The 15926-nt window shown below is 72.1% G+C and carries 11 protein-coding genes and 1 pseudogene; 5 read left to right on the top strand and 7 right to left on the bottom strand.

The features are described from left to right. Positions 1–341: 341 nt before the first annotated feature. The 4 genes from JFN87_RS26435 to JFN87_RS26420 form a co-directional block, all read right to left on the bottom strand. A complete protein-coding gene (locus tag JFN87_RS26435) occupies positions 342–1601 on the bottom strand; it encodes a CpaE/TadZ family protein (protein WP_209343842.1) in 1260 nt (419 codons plus the stop codon). Between the two features lie 7 nt (positions 1602–1608). Continuing rightward, positions 1609–2325 carry a Flp pilus assembly protein CpaB gene (cpaB, locus tag JFN87_RS26430; RefSeq protein ID WP_209343840.1) on the bottom strand — a complete coding sequence of 239 codons (717 nt, stop codon included), beginning with the start codon at positions 2323–2325 and terminating at the stop codon, positions 1609–1611. Then, positions 2322–3260 (bottom strand): hypothetical protein, encoded by a 939-nt coding sequence (locus tag JFN87_RS26425; protein WP_209343838.1) that lies wholly within the window; start codon positions 3258–3260, stop codon positions 2322–2324. The genes cpaB and JFN87_RS26425 overlap by 4 nt, the downstream gene beginning before the upstream one ends. A 234-nt stretch (positions 3261–3494) precedes the next feature. Then, the gene (locus JFN87_RS26420) at positions 3495–3869 is read right to left on the bottom strand and encodes a WXG100 family type VII secretion target (RefSeq protein WP_209343836.1); all 375 of its coding nucleotides are present in this window, start codon (positions 3867–3869) and stop codon (positions 3495–3497) included. Positions 3870–4011: 142 nt separating this feature from the next. Between JFN87_RS26420 and JFN87_RS26415 the strand changes: the two genes are divergently transcribed. Further along, positions 4012–5043 (top strand): chitinase, encoded by a 1032-nt coding sequence (locus JFN87_RS26415; protein WP_209343834.1) that lies wholly within the window; start codon positions 4012–4014, stop codon positions 5041–5043. A 192-nt stretch (positions 5044–5235) separates the two neighbouring features. Further along, positions 5236–6954 carry a chitinase gene (locus tag JFN87_RS26410; RefSeq protein ID WP_307865602.1) on the top strand — a complete coding sequence of 573 codons (1719 nt, stop codon included), beginning with the start codon at positions 5236–5238 and terminating at the stop codon, positions 6952–6954. Between the two features lie 141 nt (positions 6955–7095). Here JFN87_RS26410 and JFN87_RS26405 read toward each other — a convergent pair whose 3' ends face one another. The 3 genes and pseudogenes from JFN87_RS26405 to JFN87_RS26390 form a co-directional block, all read right to left on the bottom strand. Then, positions 7096–7506, bottom strand: a complete 411-nt coding sequence (locus JFN87_RS26405; RefSeq protein WP_209343832.1) for a RidA family protein — start codon at positions 7504–7506, stop codon at positions 7096–7098. After that, a complete protein-coding gene (locus JFN87_RS26400; protein WP_209343831.1) occupies positions 7503–8270 on the bottom strand; it encodes an IclR family transcriptional regulator in 768 nt (255 codons plus the stop codon). The genes JFN87_RS26405 and JFN87_RS26400 overlap by 4 nt, the downstream gene beginning before the upstream one ends. Positions 8271–8506: 236 nt before the next feature. After that, positions 8507–9514 (bottom strand): annotated as a pseudogene (locus tag JFN87_RS26390) (sugar kinase); the annotation flags it as partial. A gap of 115 nt (positions 9515–9629) precedes the next feature. On the opposite strand from JFN87_RS26390, the gene JFN87_RS26385 reads away from it, so the two are divergent. From JFN87_RS26385 to JFN87_RS26375, 3 genes are all read left to right on the top strand, one after another. After that, positions 9630–10994, top strand: coding sequence for an alanine racemase (locus JFN87_RS26385; protein ID WP_209343828.1), 1365 nt, complete (start codon positions 9630–9632; stop codon positions 10992–10994). 10 nt (positions 10995–11004) lie between these two features. After that, positions 11005–12627 carry an N-acyl-D-amino-acid deacylase family protein gene (locus JFN87_RS26380; RefSeq protein ID WP_209343826.1) on the top strand — a complete coding sequence of 541 codons (1623 nt, stop codon included), beginning with the start codon at positions 11005–11007 and terminating at the stop codon, positions 12625–12627. 109 nt (positions 12628–12736) lie between these two features. Further along, positions 12737–15550, top strand: coding sequence for a glycoside hydrolase family 2 protein (locus tag JFN87_RS26375; protein ID WP_209343824.1), 2814 nt, complete (start codon positions 12737–12739; stop codon positions 15548–15550). Positions 15551–15926: the final 376 nt, after the last annotated feature.

The following is a 15926-nucleotide window of genomic DNA, read 5'->3' as shown; positions in this document are numbered from 1 at the left end:
GCGGACATCACGCACCCGCACACGGGGCGTGCGTGCGGCACCGCGTCGCTCGCGGCGCGCGCCGCCGCCGAAGCCCACGCGCGGCGCACGCCGGTCACCCTCGCCCGCGCCGGAAGCGCCGGCGCCTGCGCCTGCGCCGGAAGCACCCCTACCGAACGCGTCCACGCCGGAGGCGCCCGCGCCGGACGCATCCCTACCGGAAGCACCCCTACCGGACGCGTCCACGCCGGAGGCGCTCCTGCCGCGCGCCGCTGTCAGATGCGTACCCATGGCTCACCGTGCCCCCTCGGCCTCGGCTCGTCCCGCGCTGCCGCGCGGGCGCGGGCCGTTCGTCGTGCCGCTCATGGCTTCTGCCGGGAGCGCCGTGAGGCCCCCGCCGCGCCGCGGTCGCCCCTGAACCGTCCGCCCCTGCCGGTCTCCTCCCCCGCCTGCGCCCTGACGATGCCGAGTTCGCCCGCCAGTCCCCACAAGGCCTGCCTGACCGTCGACTTGGCGTCCAGGTCCTGCATGCGGCCCGCGTCGACCGCGCCCTGCAGTTCCTTGAAGTGCGCGGGCACCACCGTCCGCGACACCTTGGTGCCGGTGATCCGCTCGACCAGCGGCGGCTGGATCTCGCTGGTGCGCACATGGCGGTTGATGACCGCGACCGTCTCGGCCGCCTTGCGGATCTGCAGCCGCTCCCACAGCCTGACCAGGCGCTTGGCCGCCCGCACCGAGACGACGTCGGGTGTGGTCAGCAGGAGCGTGGTGTCCGCCATCTCGATGGCGGCCGCGTTGGCGCTGTTCATCTGGGTGCCGCAGTCGACGACGACGACCTCGTACCGGCTGCGCAGGGCGCTGACGATCTGCCGTACGGACCGGTCGTTGATCTCCTCGCCGCGCTCGCCCTCCGCGGGTGCGAGCAGCAGGCCGAGGCCGGTGTGGTGCAGGAACACGGCGTCCTGCAGGACGCTCGGCGAGATGTCCTGGATGGCGGCGAGGTCCACGACCGACCTGCGGAACTGCACGTCCAGGTACGAGGCGACGTCGCCCGACTGAAGGTCGAGGTCGACGAGCGCGGTGGACATGCCGGACGCGCAGGCCGCGAGGGCGAGTTGGACGGCCGCGACGGTCGTGCCGACACCGCCCTTGGCGCCGCTGACGGTGACGACCCTGCCGCCGGGGCCGCCGTAGAGCTCGAGGCCCTGGCCGAGGTGGCGGCGCACGCCCACCGACCAGGCCGCGGCGGCCTGTACGCGCTGGGCCAGCTCCTCGTACGAGAGCGGCAGCGCGGCGAGACCGCGCGCGCCCGCGTCCATGGCGGCGGAGAAGAGGCCGGGGCCCGGCTCCGAGCTGATCAGGACGACGGCGACGGTGGGGAAGCGCAGGGTGGTCTCCCGTACCAGCTCCAACGCGGGTACGGGGCCGATGCGTTCGTGGACGAGGACGACCTCGGGCAGTGCGTCGACGGACTCGGCCGCGAGCCGTGCGAGGGTGTCGAGCAGGGCGGTGGAGTCGCCGACGGGTGCGGCGGGTTCGACGTCGGGCAGCTGGCCGAGGAGGGTGGTGAGGGCCCGGGCCGCGTCGGGGTGCGCGACGGCCGGGAGGATGCGGGTGCTCATGCCGTGCTCACTTGTCCCCTTCGAGCGTGTACACGCTCTGCCCCGACGGCACCGGCGACGGCGTGCCGTCGGGCAGCAGCGCCAGCCGCACATGCTCGGCGAACGACTCGGCGTACGCGACGCGTTGGGCGTCCTTCGCGGTGAGCGCGAACGTGATGGGCACGGCCTGTTCCGGGCCCGTGGCGCGGTTGTCGGACTTGGGCTGGAGCGCGGTGATGCTGCCGACGTCGATGACGCGGGCGCCGCTGACGATGATGCGGGACTGGTTGGTGTCCGCCTTGCCGTTCTTCCCGTCGCCGGCGAAGGTCGCGAAGATGTTCACGCGGGACCCGGGGGTGATCTTGCCCGCGACCCCGGTCTCGGCGTCGATCATGATGGCGATCTCCTCCTCGCCGGGACCGAGGGCCGGCTTCGGCACGATCATGTCGTTCTGCAGGAGCGAGCCCTTGTCCAGGCGCGTGACGGCTATCTTCCCGTCCACCTGGGACAGGTCGGTGACGGCCGTAGGGGAGAGCCACCGCTTCGGCATGGTCACCTTGGTGAACTGGTCGCGTCTCAGGGGCGTATAGGGCGCCACGTCCTGCCCCAGCTCGTACGCGGTCACCTCGGGGCCGACCTTGGAGTCCACGTCGCCGATGACGATCAGCACGCCGGCGAACGCGGCGACGGCGCACAGGACGGAGACGAGCAGCAGCAGGATGCCGCGGCGCTGCCGTGAGTTCATGGGCGTGTTCCTCGGGTTCCTGGCGTCAGGGCGCCCGCCGCGCGCCGGTGGGGCCGAGGGGGCGGTGCGATGGGCGCCGAGCAGAATCCGCAGCGGTCACCTATCAGTTCGATCCCGCACCACGAGCACACCTCCCGCCGGACGGACGAGACGAGCTGGTAGAGGACGGTGATGTCGGGCAGGAAGGCGGCGAACTCGACGGCCCGCGCGGTGCCCCACCAGCCGGCCGACGATTCGGGCAGCGGGCACTCGTCGACGGACCCGACCTGCCAGGCGGGGGCGAGGACCCCGGTGGGCCAATCGGTGGCGAGCTGCCCCCTGGCGACGAGGAGCTTGGCCGCGAACTCGGGGGCGGCGAGCTGCCCCACGTCCTTGGCGCCTTCTCTGGCGCCCCCCTTGGTGTCCTCCTTTCTGCTGCCGCCGCCGCCACCGAGGGTGACGAGCGCGGGCACCGGGTTGGTCAGGACGGCGAACCGGGCGCCGGGAACCCACGACTTGGCGTGGGACTTCAAGGTGACGGGCACCCGGTCGAGCTTGGCGACGGAGCCGAGCACGGCGCCCGCGTAGAGGTAGTGGGACAGCAGCCTGGCGGCTGAGGCCACCACACCCGGGCTGAAGTCGCAGACGGACAACTGCCGTAACTGGCGTACGAGCACGCCGAGCGCGAGCGGCGGCAGGTCGGAGGCGAGCAGGGCGATGCGGTCGCTCTCCAGGAGCGAGCGCACCGCGTGCAGGCGCTGCCGGTGGGCGGGCGGAAGTGTGGACGGGTACAGGACCACCACGTAACCGTGCTGTTCCACCAGCATCTGCGCGGCGGACAGCGCGTCGCCGAGCGGCTGCCGCTCCGGCGGAAGGAGGACGGCCGCGTTCGGGGTCTGGCGGTCGGTGGGCGGTAGCACCAGATCAGGGCTGGTGACGGCGATTGCGGTCGGCACGCTCGTTCCCCGTTCGGCTCCGGACCGCCGGCGTCCCGGCCGTCGCAGCTCACGTCCTGCTGGGCTCTGTACTCGTTCCTCGTTCGCTCCTGTCACAGCACTTTATCCACGACCAGGGGCATCGTGAACACTTTTCGAAGCGCTGTCCGCACCGTCCGTACACGAACTGACGCTCATTCAGGGATATATGGGCGCAATACGGACGGCTCGTCACCCGCGCCGCCCGCCGTCGGTTCAGACGTCCAGGATCTTGCTGCGGCCGCCCCCGAGCAGCTTTTTGGCCTCGGCCGTCGTGTCGATGTGCGACTCCTCGTCGCGCATGCGCCGCAGCGTGTCAAGCTCCTGGTCGGTGAAGCCGTCGCGGCTCAGGCGCACGGCCTCCTCCACCACCCGCAGCAGCTCCCCGACGCGCACGGCATCCTTGGCCACGCGCAACTGGACGTCCTGGAACCCGGAACCCGCCGTGCTCTGCCAGCCGCCCTCGATCGTCTGGATCAGCGTGGACATGCGGCGCACCTGGTCGCCCAGGTGATCGCGCATCTTCCCGAGGCCGCCGGCGAGGTGGGTGAGGTCGTGGTCCGATACGTCGAGGTCCTTTTCATCGCCCATGGCCCGGACTCTACGGGGCGCGGGAGGAGTTCGGGAGCTTTCCGATCGCGTACGAAGTCTTGACACCGCGCGATGGTCTGGACCAGCTTGGAACCGCTTTCCCCCCACACGCATCCACCTCTTCCCCCACGGAGGCCATGCAGTGCACCACGCACCACTTCCACGTTCCAGCAGCACTCTCCGCACAGCCGTCCTCGCCGCGGCCGGGTTGATCGTGGCCGCGGTCGGCTTCGTCCTCCCGGGCAGCGCGCACGCCGCGCCCGCCACGACAGCCGCACGCGCCACGACCGCCACCGTCCCCGCCCACGCGGTCACCGGGTACTGGCAGGACTTCGACAACGGCGCCACCGTCCAGAAGCTCGCGGACGTGCCCGACCAGTACGACATCATCGCCGTCGCCTTCGCGAACGCGACGGCCACGCCGGGACAGATCTCCTTCACCCTCGACCCCGCCGTCGGGTACGCGTCCGACGACCAGTTCAAGGCGGACATCGCGGCCGAGCAGGCCAAGGGCAAGTCGGTCGTCCTGTCCGTCGGCGGCCAGAACGGCACCGTCGCCGTCAACGACTCGGCGTCCGCGAGCGCGTTCGCCGACTCCGCGTACGCGCTGATGCGGGAGTACGGCTTCGACGGCATCGACATCGACCTGGAGAACGGTCTCAACTCCACCTACATGGCGCAGGCGCTGCACGCGCTGGCCGCGAAGGCGGGCTCCGGCTTCGTGCTGACGATGGCGCCGCAGACCATCGACATGCAGTCGACGTCCGCCGAGTACTTCAAGACGGCGCTGGCGGTCAAGGACATCCTCACGGTCGTCAACATGCAGTACTACAACAGCGGTTCGATGCTGGGCTGCGACGGCAAGGTCTACTCGCAGGGCACCGTCGACTTCATCACCGCGCTCGCCTGCATCCAGCTGCAGGGCGGCCTCGACCCGTCGCAGGTCGGCATCGGCGTACCGGCCTCCCCGAAGGCGGCCGGCAGCGGGTACGTCGATCCCTCGGTCGTCGACAACGCGCTCGACTGCCTGACCAAGGGCACGGGTTGCGGCTCGTTCAAGCCGCCGACGACGTGGCCGGGGCTGCGCGGCGCGATGACCTGGTCGACCAACTGGGACGCGACCGCGGGAAACACGTGGTCGAACACGGTCGGCGGGCACGTCCACTCGCTCTGAGAAACCGGAGCGCATCAAGCGCACGACCTGAACGCCGCCCGCCACGCGGGCGGCGTTCTTGGGGTCTGCGTCGGGCGGATCGTGCCGGAGACCTTGACAAGTGCATTGGTCTGGACCATTTTACGGGGCAAGCGGTGGCCACCGTCTCCCTCTTCCGCACCTCCACCCCGACCCCCGCCCCGGAGGCAGCAAGTGGAACGCAGCAAGCACAGATCCTGGCTCCGCACCGTCACCGGCGGCGCCGTCGCCGCCCTCACCGCGGGAGCGCTGAGCCTCGCGGGGCTCGCGGGTACCGCGCACGCCGCCGACATCAACGTCCTCAAGAACGGCGGCTTCGAGTCTGGGCTCGCCGGCTGGAACTGCGCGGCCGGGACCACCGCCACGGTGTCCTCGCCCGTGCACGGCGGCACCGCCGCGCTGCGCGGCGCGCCCGCCGGGCAGGACTTCGCGCAGTGCGCGCAGACCGTCGCCGTCGCGCCGAACTCGACGTACACGCTGAGCGCGTGGGTGCAGGGCAGTTACGTGTATCTGGGTGCCACCGGCACCGGGACGAGCGACGCGCAGACCTGGACGCCCGGCGGCAACGGCTGGACGCAGCTCAAGACCACGGTCAAGACGGGCCCGTCCACCACGTCCGTCAGCGTCTACACCCACGGCTGGTACGGGCAGGCCGCCTACCTCGCCGACGACGTGACGATGGTCGGACCCGACGGCGGCGGTGGCGGCGACCCGGGCCCGCAGGTGCCCGCGGCGCCGGCCGGGCTGACGGCGAGCGGCGCCACGGCGTCGTCCGTGAACCTCAGCTGGGGCGCGGTCTCGGGCGCCACCGGCTACAACGTGTACCGCGACGGCACGAAGGTGCAGTCGTCGAGCGGCACGTCGGCGACGGTGTCCGGTCTCGCCGCGTCCACGTCCTACCGCTTCCAGGTCACCGCGACCAACTCGGCGGGCGAGTCACCCAAGTCGGCGGCCGTGAGCGCCACGACGACGTCGGGAGGCGGCGGCAATCCGCCGGGCGGCGGATCGACCGTGCCCAAGCACGCCGTCACCGGCTACTGGCAGGACTTCGACAACGGCGCGACGGTGCAGAAGCTGCGTGACGTGCAGTCGAACTACGACATCATCGCGGTCGCGTTCGCCAACGCGACCACCACGCCCGGGCAGTTGTCGTTCTCCCTCGACCCGGCCCTCGGCTACGCCTCCACGGCCGACTTCAAGGCGGACATCGCCGCGAAGCAGGCCGCGGGCAAGTCGGTGATCCTCTCCGTCGGCGGGCAGAACGGCACCGTCTCCGTCAACAGCTCGGCATCGGCAACGGAGTTCGCGAACTCGGCGTACTCGCTCATGCAGGCGTACGGGTTCAACGGGATCGACATCGACCTGGAGAACGGCGTCAACTCGACGTACATGGCGCAGGCGCTGCACCAGCTGGCGGCGAAGGCGGGCTCCGGCTTCGTGCTGACGATGGCGCCGCAGACGCTGGACATGCAGTCGACGGGCACGGAGTACTTCAAGCTGGCGCTCGCGGTGAAGGACATCCTCACCGTGGTCAACACCCAGTACTACAACAGCGGTTCGATGCTGGGTTGCGACGGCAAGGTGTACTCGCAGGGCTCGGTGGACTTCATCACCGCGCTCGCCTGCATCCAGCTTCAGGGCGGCCTGGCGCCGTCGCAGGTCGGCATCGGTGTGCCGGCGTCGACGCGTGCCGCGGGCAGCGGTTACGTGTCGCCTGGCGTGGTCGACAACGCCCTGGACTGCCTGACGAAGGGATCGGGCTGCGGCTCGTTCAAGCCGTCGACGACATGGCCGGGGCTGCGCGGCGCGATGACCTGGTCGACCAACTGGGACGCGACGGCGGGCAACGCCTGGTCCAACACCGTGGGGCCGCACGTCCACGCCCTGCCGTAGCCGGTAGGTCCACGCCCGGCCGCAGGTCCACGGACCGTCTGCGGCCCGGCACCCCAGGCCCCCCACGGGGGCAGGCGGCGCCGCCGTACCCCACCACGGCGGCGCCGCCGCGCGCGTGCGGCGGCCCCGGAAGCCGGTGGCTCAGCCCAGGACGGCCAGCGCGTCGACCTCGATCAGCAGGCCGGGCGGCAGACCCACGTACACGGTCGTGCGGGCGGCCGGCGGGGCCTGGAGGTTCTGCTCGCCGAAGTAGGAGTTGTAGATCTCGTTCATCTCAGCGAAGTGGTCGACGTCCGTCAGGTAGACGCGCATCATCATCACGTCGTCCCAGCTCGCGCCGCCCTCCTCCAGGATCGCCTTGACGTTGGCGAGGGTCTGGAGCGTCTGCTCGCGCAGGGTCGGGCCCGCGGGCGTCGGCGGCTGCCCCGGCACGGCCGGCAGGAAGCCGACCTGGCCCGCGACCTGCAGGATGTTGCCCTTGCGCACGCCGTGCGAGAACTTCGCCGGCGGCTCGGTGTGGGTGGCGGGGGTCAGCGCGGTCTTGTCGCTCATCCTGTGGCTGCTTCCTTGGGTGGTGTGGTGCCTGCGTACTCCCTGCTGATCGCGTCCGCCGTGCGGCGCACGTGCGGCAGCAGGGTCAGGAGTTCCTCCGCGCTCACGACGACGTTCGGTGCTGACACCGACATCGCCGCGACGACGCGCCCGTCGGGTCCCTTGATCGGGGCGCCGACGCAGTTGATGGACTCCTCGTGGCCGCCGAGGTCGGTGGCCCAGCCCTGCTCGCGCACGGTGGCCAGCTCCCGAAGGAACGCGGCGGCGTCCGGCGTCGAACGGGGCGTGTACTGGGGGTAGTCGAGGCGTTCCGCGAGGGCGCGCCGCTCGGCCTCTGGCAGGTCGGCGAGGAGGAGTTTCGCGACGGCGGCGACGGTGATGGGGACCGGCTTGCCGACCCGCGAGTACATGCGGACGGGGTAGCGGCTCTCGACCTTGTCGATGTAGAGCACCTCGCGCTCCTCGTACACCGCCAGGTGCACGGTGTGCCCGCAGCTCTCGTTGAGCGCCATCAGGTGTGCGTGCGCCACCTCGCGCACGTCGAGGTTGGCCACGGCCTCCTGGGCGAGGGTGAACAGCCGGGCGCCGAGGCGGTAGCGCTGGTCGCGCTGGCGGTGCACGAGGCCGTGCTCGTGGAGCGTGCGCAGCAGGCGCAGCGCCGTGGACTTGTGCACGTCCAGTTCGGCGGCGACGGTGCCGAGGTCGGCGGGGCCGCGTGCGAGCAGCGGCAGGATGCTGAGGGCGCGGTCGACGGTCTGGCTCATCCTGCGACCGCCTCGGTCGGGCCTGCGGCGCCTGTGGTGCCCGTGGCGCCCGTGGCGCCCGTGGTGTCCGTGGTGCCTGTGGCGCTCGTGGTGTCCGTGGCGCCCGTGGTGTCCGTGGTGTCCGTGGCGCTCGTGGTGTCCGTGGCACCCGTGGTTCCTGTGGTGCCCGTGGTTCCTGTGGTGCCCGTGGTTCCTGTGGTGCCCGTCGCGCTCGGCCGAAGGGCGCTCGCCGCCGTGTCCTGCGCGTCCGCCGCGTCCGTCCAGCCCGGGGCGAGCCTGAGCGCCGCCCACGCCGCCGCGTCCAGCGCCACCAGGCGGTCCGCGTCGGCGCGGCGCGGCGGCGCGCACACGTCCGCCTCGACCGTGAGCACGGCGGCCGCCGCCAGGTGCCCGTGGCGCAGGCGCTCGGCCGGCTCCAGGCCGCGCAGGGTCGCCGACAGGACGCCCGCCGCGAAGGCGTCGCCCGCCCCGACGGGCGCGACCACGTCGACGCGCAGCGCGGGCACCGTCACCGACGTACCGCCGGTGAACAGCGTCGCGCCGGCCGGGCCGCGCTTGACCACGAGCGTCTCCGGTTCGGGCAGCGCGGCCCTGATGGCGTCCGCGCCGTGCACGTCCCACGCCTCGGCCGCCTCGTCCTCGCCGACGAAGACGAGGTCGGCGCCGCGCGCGAGGTCGAGCAGGGCGCGCGGCCCCGCCGCGTCGCGCCACAGCCGCGGCCGGTGGTTCACGTCGAACGAGACGAGCGGGCGGCCGGGGCGCGGCGCGGTGAGCGTCTCCAGGAGGGCGAGGCAGTCGGGCGAGAGGGCGGCGGTGATGCCCGACAGGTGGAGCACGCGGCAGTCGTCGAGCGCGTCGAGCGGCAGGTTCGCGGCCGACATGGCGGAGGCCGCGGAGCCGGCGCGGTAGTAGGCCACCTCGTGGGCGGTGGTCGCGCGGTCGTTCGCGGTGCGGAAGTAGATGCCGGTGGGGCGCACGGGGTCGCGCCCCACCGCCGAGGTGTCGACGCCGTACGCGTCTATCGCCTCGACGAGGTGGTCGCCGAAGCCGTCGGCGCCGACGCGGCTGACCCACTTCACGGCGTGGCCCGCCGCGGCCAGCGCGCAGGCCACGTTGGACTCGGCGCCGCCGATCGTGCGGGCGAAGGACGGCACGTCGGCGAGGCGGCCGGGCCGCGACGGCACGAAAGTGACCATGGACTCGCCCAGGCACACAACCTCGGTCACTCGCCGGCTCCTCCCGATCGACCCGGTCCGATTGACCCGGTGTCGGCTCGGATGTTAGACAACGATGAGCGTCATACGCAACGACCGTTGCAGTACATGCAACGCGACTGACTCAACACGCGGGAGCGCACCCATGGGCCTGTCCACCGAGGAGGCCGTCGCCGGCCTCGCCGGCGTCCGTGTCGACCACCGGTTCAAGGGCCTGCCGCCCGACGCGCAGGGGCTGACCGTCGGCGATCTCGCGGCCCAGCGGCGCTCCCTGTTCACCGGCGGCTACACCACGCCCGTGCTCGCGCTGTCGGCCGAGCGCCTGGAGCACAACCTCGCGCTCCTGGAGACGTACACCACGCGCCACGGCCTCGACTTCGCCCCGCACGGCAAGACGTCGATGGCGCCGCAGCTCTTCGCGCGCCAGCAGGACCACGGCGCGTGGGGCATCACCGCCGCCGTGCCGCACCAGGTGCGGGTCTACCGCGCCTTCGGCATCCAGCGGATCTTCCTCGCCAACGAGCTCGTCGACGCGTCCGCGCTGCGCTGGCTGGCGTCCGAGCTCGACGCGGACCCCGGCTTCCGCTTCCTCTGCTACGTCGACTCGGTGCGCGGCGTCGAGCTGATGGACGAGGCGCTGCGCGCGGCGGGCGCCCGGCGCCGGGTCGAGGTCGTCGTGGAGCTCGGCGCGGGCGAGGGCGCGCGCACCGGAGCACGCACCGAGGCCGACTGCACGGCCGTCGCGGACGCGGTGGCCGCCGCCGGGACGCTCCGGCTCGCCGGGGTCGCCGGGTACGAGGGCGAGGTGCCTGACGCGGACGGCGAGCGGGTGCGCGCCTACCTGCGCCGCCTCGTCGCCCTCGCGGCCGCCTTCGACGCGGACGGCCGGTTCGCGGGCGCGGCGACGGGCGGGGAGGCGCGCGCGGACGCAGATGCAGATGCAGACGCGGATGCGGGCGGGGGCGCGGATGCGAGCGCCGACGACATCGTGATCAGCGCGGGCGGCAGCGCCTGGTTCGACGCGGTCGCCGACGTGTTCGCGGACATCCCCGAGCTGTCCGCGAAGCCGCTGAAGCTGCTGCGCTCCGGCGCGTACGTGTCGCACGACGACGGCCACTACCGCCACATCACCCCGTTCAACCGGGTGCCCGAGGAGGGCGCCCTTGAGCCGGCGTTCCGGCTGTGGGCCCAGGTCGTCTCCCGTCCGACCTCGCAGCAGGCGTTCGTCAACGCGGGCAAGCGTGACGCCGCGTACGACCTCGACCTGCCGGAGGCACAGGTCGTGCGGGACGCGCGGACGGGCGAGGTGCGTCCGGCCGACGGCATCGCGGTCACCGGCCTGTCCGACCAGCACGGCTGGCTGACGACCGCGCCCGACGCCGACCTGGAGGTGGGCGACTGGGTCGGCATGGGGCTCTCGCACCCGTGCACGTCGTTCGACAAGTGGCAGCTGATCCCGGTCGTCACGGCGGACGGCACGGTCACGGACCTCGTCCGCACGTTCTTCTGAGGGGTGCGGCGTGGACCTCGTCATCCGTGACGTCCGGGTCGTCGATGGCTCGGGCGGCCCGTCGTACCGCGCCGACGTGGGCATCGACGGCGGCCGGATCGCCGCCGTCGTCCGCGAGGGCGCCGGGCGCCGGCCGTCCGGCGCGCGCGTCCTCGACGCGGGCGGGCTCGCGCTGTCCCCCGGCTTCATCGACATGCACGCGCACAGCGACCTGGCGCTGCTGCGCGACCCCGAGCACACCGCGAAGGTGGCCCAGGGGGTGACGCTCGAAGTCGTCGGCCAGGACGGCATCTCGTACGCGCCGTGCGACGACCGGACGCTCGGCGAGATCCGCCGCACCATCGCGGGATGGAACGGCGGCGGCCCCGGCGACACGTCCGTCGACTTCGACTGGCGGACGGTCGGCGGCTACCTGGACCGCGTCGACACCGCGTTCGGCGGGCAGGGCACGGCGGTGAACGCGGCCTACCTCGTGCCGCAGGGCTCCGTGCGGATGCTCGCCGTCGGCTGGGACGACCGCCCCGCGACGGCGCCCGAGCTCGACCACATGCGGCGGCTCGTCGCCGAGGGCCTCGCGCAGGGCGCCGTCGGCATGTCGTCGGGGCTCACCTACACGCCGGGGATGTACGCGGACGACGCTGAACTCACCGCGCTGTGCCGTGTGGTGGCGGAGTACGGCGGCTACTACTGCCCCCACCACCGCAGTTACGGCGCTGGCGCGCTGAACGCGTACGCGGAGATGGTGGCGTTGTCACGTGACGCGGGCTGCGCCCTGCACCTGGCGCACGCCACCATGAACTTCCCGGAGAACGAGGGCCGCGCGCCCGAACTCCTCGCCCTGCTGGACCGGGCGCTGACGGAGGGCGCCGACATCTCCCTCGACACCTACCCGTACACACCGGGGGCCACGACACTGGCCGCGATGCTGCCGAGCTGGGCGAACGAGGGCGGCCCCGACGCCACACTGGCCCGCCTGCGCGACCCGGCGGTGGCGCCGCGCATCCGGCACGACCTGGAGGTCACGGGCTCCGACGGCTGCCACGGCGTGCCCATCGACTGGGAGTCGATCGAGATCTCCGGGGTGGGCGATCCGGCGCTCGCCGGCTACGTCGGCGCGACGGTGGCGGCGTCGGCGCGCGCGGCGGGCGAGGAGCCGTGGACGACGGCGCTGCGGCTGCTCACCGACGACCGGCTCGCGCCGTCGATCCTGCAACACGTGGGTCACGAGGAGAACGTCCGCGCCATCATGCGCCACCGGGTGCACACCGGCGGCAGCGACGGCATCCTGCGCGGCGACAAGCCGCACCCGCGCGCGTACGGCACCTTCCCGCGCTACCTCGGCGAGTACGCAAGGGAGTTGGGCGTCCTGTCGCTGGAGGAGTGCGTGGCACACCTGACGTCACGTCCCGCCGCCCGCCTGCGCCTCGCGGACCGCGGGCTCGTACGCGAGGGATACCGCGCGGACCTGGCGCTCTTCGACCCGGCCACGGTCGCCGCGGGCTCCACGTTCGACGCCCCGCGCACGCTGCCGGTGGGCATCCCGTACGTACTGATCGACGGGCGGTTCGCCATCGCGGACGGCCACCGCACGGACGCGCTCGCGGGGCGCTCGGTACGCCGCACGGCGGTGTGAGGCCGCCCGGGCGACTTGGCGCCGACGCACGGCCTCTTGACCATCTGTCAACGAGAGCCTAGCGTCCACCAGTGACTGACAACGTTGTCACATCAGCGTCAGGAGCAATGTGCCCCAGTTGAATCGCAGGCTCTTCCTGTCCAGCGGGATCGCCATCGCCGGCGGTGGTCTCCTCGGTACGCTCGGGGAGTCCGGCGTCGCCGAAGCGGCTCCGGGCGGCGCCCCGGGCACCCGCCACCTTCCGCTCCACCTCGACGGCCACGACATAGACAGCGGCTGGACCTTCACCGCGGCCGACGGCACGACGGTGCCGGGCGCACGGCTGGCGAGCGCGCAGCCCGTCGCCGGCATGAAGCCGGCCGTCGTACCGGGGACGCCGCTCACGAGCATGATCGCCAACGGCGAGTACCCCGACCCGCTGTACGGCCACATCGTGACCGACACGGTCCCCGACACCCTCAAGGACACCGATTACTGGTACCGGGTCGCGTTCCCCGTGCCGCGGCTGATCCCGGGCCAGCGCTTCTGGCTGCACTTCGAGGGCATCAACTACGTGGGGACCATCTGGCTCGACGGCACCCGGGTGGGCACCGTCGAGGGCGCGTTCAAGCGCGGTGTCTTCGACGTCACGGACATCGTCGCGAAGGCGGACGGCACCGCGCACCTCGCGGTACTGGTGGGCAAGCTGGACTACACCGATCCCCCGTCGCTGCCGAGCTACGCCAGCGGCGTGACGCGCGGCGGGCGCAACGGCGGCAAGACCGGGATCACGCTGAAGAACGGCCCGACGTTCTTCTGCACGGCGGGCTGGGACTGGCTGCCCACCATCCCCGACCGTGATCTGGGCATCTGGCAGCCGGTCACCTGGTCGACGACGGGCCCGATCCGACTGACCGACGTGCGGGTCGATCCGACGCTCTCCGACGACCTGCGCACGGCCGACGTCACGATCGACCTCACCCTCGACAGCGCGCTCGGCGAGTCGAGATCCGTCGTGCTGAGGGGCTCCCTCGACGGCCACGAGTTCGAACACACCGTGACCGTGCCCGCGGGGGCGGGCTCGATCACGGTGACGCCGAAGGACATCGCCTGCCTGCGGATGCACCGCCCGAAGCTGTGGTGGCCCAACGGCTACGGCGACCCCCACCGCTACCGGCTCACGATAGGCGTCGAGTCCGGGGGCCAGGTCCACGACGAGCGCACGGTCGACTTCGGCGTCCGGCGGATCGAGTACACCAAGCCGATCCAGTCGCAGGACGGCACACCGATCGACTGCCTGGCGATCACCGTCAACAACCTGCCGATCCTCGTCATGGGCGGCAACTGGGGCCTGGACGAGGCGCTCAAGCGCATCCCGAAGCAACGGCTGCGCGAGCAGGTGCGGTTGCACAGGGAGGCGAACCTCAACCTCATCCGCAACTGGAACGGGCAGAGCAGCACCGAGGACTTCTACGAGGCCTGCGACGAGTTCGGCATCCTCGTCTGGCAGGACTTCTTCTGCTCGACCGAGGGTCCCCCGCCGGGGAACACCACCCGCGACCTCGACAACATCCGCGACTGCATCGTGCGGTTCCGCAACCACCCCTCGATCCTGCTGTGGTGCGGCGGCAACGAGGGCCCGCCGCCGCAGCCGCTCATCGACGGCCTTGACGCGCTGGTCGCCGAACTCGACCCCAAGCGCGCCTCGCTGACCAGCTCGGCCGGTGACACCGGCAAGGGCGCCATCGGCGGGTACAGCTCCGGAGGGCCGTACCACTGGGTCACCCCCAGCACCCATTTCGGCCTCGCGGACGGCACGCACTGGCCGCCGTTCCACAACGAGATCGGCTCGTACTCGATCCCGACGCTGGAGTTCATCCGCAAGATGATCCCCGAAGCGTCGTGGGAACACCCGGACGACTCCTGGGCCGACCGGGACGTCAACGGCAACGGCGGCAACGGTGGCGGCGCGGGCTACCTACGGCTCACCGCCCAGCGTTACGGCGAGCTGCAGAACCTCCCGGACTTCGCCCGCAAGTCCCAGCTGATGAACTACGAGTGCATCAAGGCGATCTACGAGGCGTCCGCCGCGAACATGGAGAGCGCAGCACCGGGCAAGCCGTACCCGCGCACCGGCGTCATCATGTGGATGACCAACCCGGCGCAGCCGAGCTTCGTGTGGCAGATGTACACACACGACCTGGAAGCACACTCCTCGTTCTACGCCGTCCAGCACGCGTGCCGGCGGGTCAACGTGATCCTCGACAGCCAGACGCACGACGTGGTGGTGGCCAACCACACGCGGGCGGCCGTGCGGGGAACCGTCGACGTCACGCTCCACGACCTGGACGGAAAGGCGTTCGGCCGCACGTCGTTGCGTGTCGGTGGGGCGGCGCCGTCCGACCACACCGTGATCGGCAACCTCGCGACGCGGCTGAAGAGCGCCCCTTCCGACGTCGCCTTCGTCCGCCTCTCGTTCCGGGAAGCACACAGCGGCGAACGGGTCCGCAACTTCTACTGGGTCAAGAACCCGGCCCGTGCCGCGGGATTCCTGAGCCTGGACGACATGGACCCGGCAGCCGTCTCGGTCGTGGCCGACGCGAAGCACGGGCGGGACGGCCTGGAGCTGGCGGTGCAGGTCGAGAACATCGGCAGGTCCGTGGCGCTGATGGTGCACCTGCAGGTGTACGACACCAGGACGGGCGAACGCATCCTGCCGGCGACGTTCGACGACAACTACCTGAACCTGGTGGACGGCGAGTCGACCACCGTCCGGGTCCGGCTGGGCGCCGATCAGGCACGCAAGCGCAAGGACATCGGGGTGCGCGTCGACGGCTGGGCCATCGACCAGCACGCCTCGCGGCTGCGCGGCCACGGCGTGGCCGTCACCTTCAACCAGGAGGCGCTGTCGGTCCACCCGCCGACGAAGACGTTCGGAGGTTGACGGGAACGCACCGACGCCGCCGTCCGCCGGGGTCGGCATCCTGCCCGGGCCGCGCGTCCCCTCCGACGGCGGCCCCGACTCTGGGCGCCGCCGTCCCGTAATCGCCCGTATGCCCGATTCGCGTCGCAGATCCTTGTGGGTTTCCTGTGCGTGACGGATCCCCGGCGGCCGTTCGCTCGTCTCCCTCCGTGACACGTTGACGGGGCGGGACCGGGTGGGGAGCTGGGGACGGGATGAGGCAGCGGGGCGCGAGGGGGCAGTGGGCCGCGAGTGGCCGGCGGGGCGCGGGGGCACGGGGCCGGATATCGCGGCGGGGCGCGGCGGGGCCGGCGGCCGTTCGCTCGTCTCCCTCCGTGACACGTTGACGGGGCGGGAC

It is taken from the genome of Streptomyces montanisoli (genome assembly GCF_017813245.1).
Classification (GTDB): Bacteria; Actinomycetota; Actinomycetes; order Streptomycetales; family Streptomycetaceae; genus Streptomyces; species Streptomyces montanisoli.
Note: the sequence above shows the minus strand (reverse complement) of the source record. Positions and strands in the feature narration are given on the sequence as shown.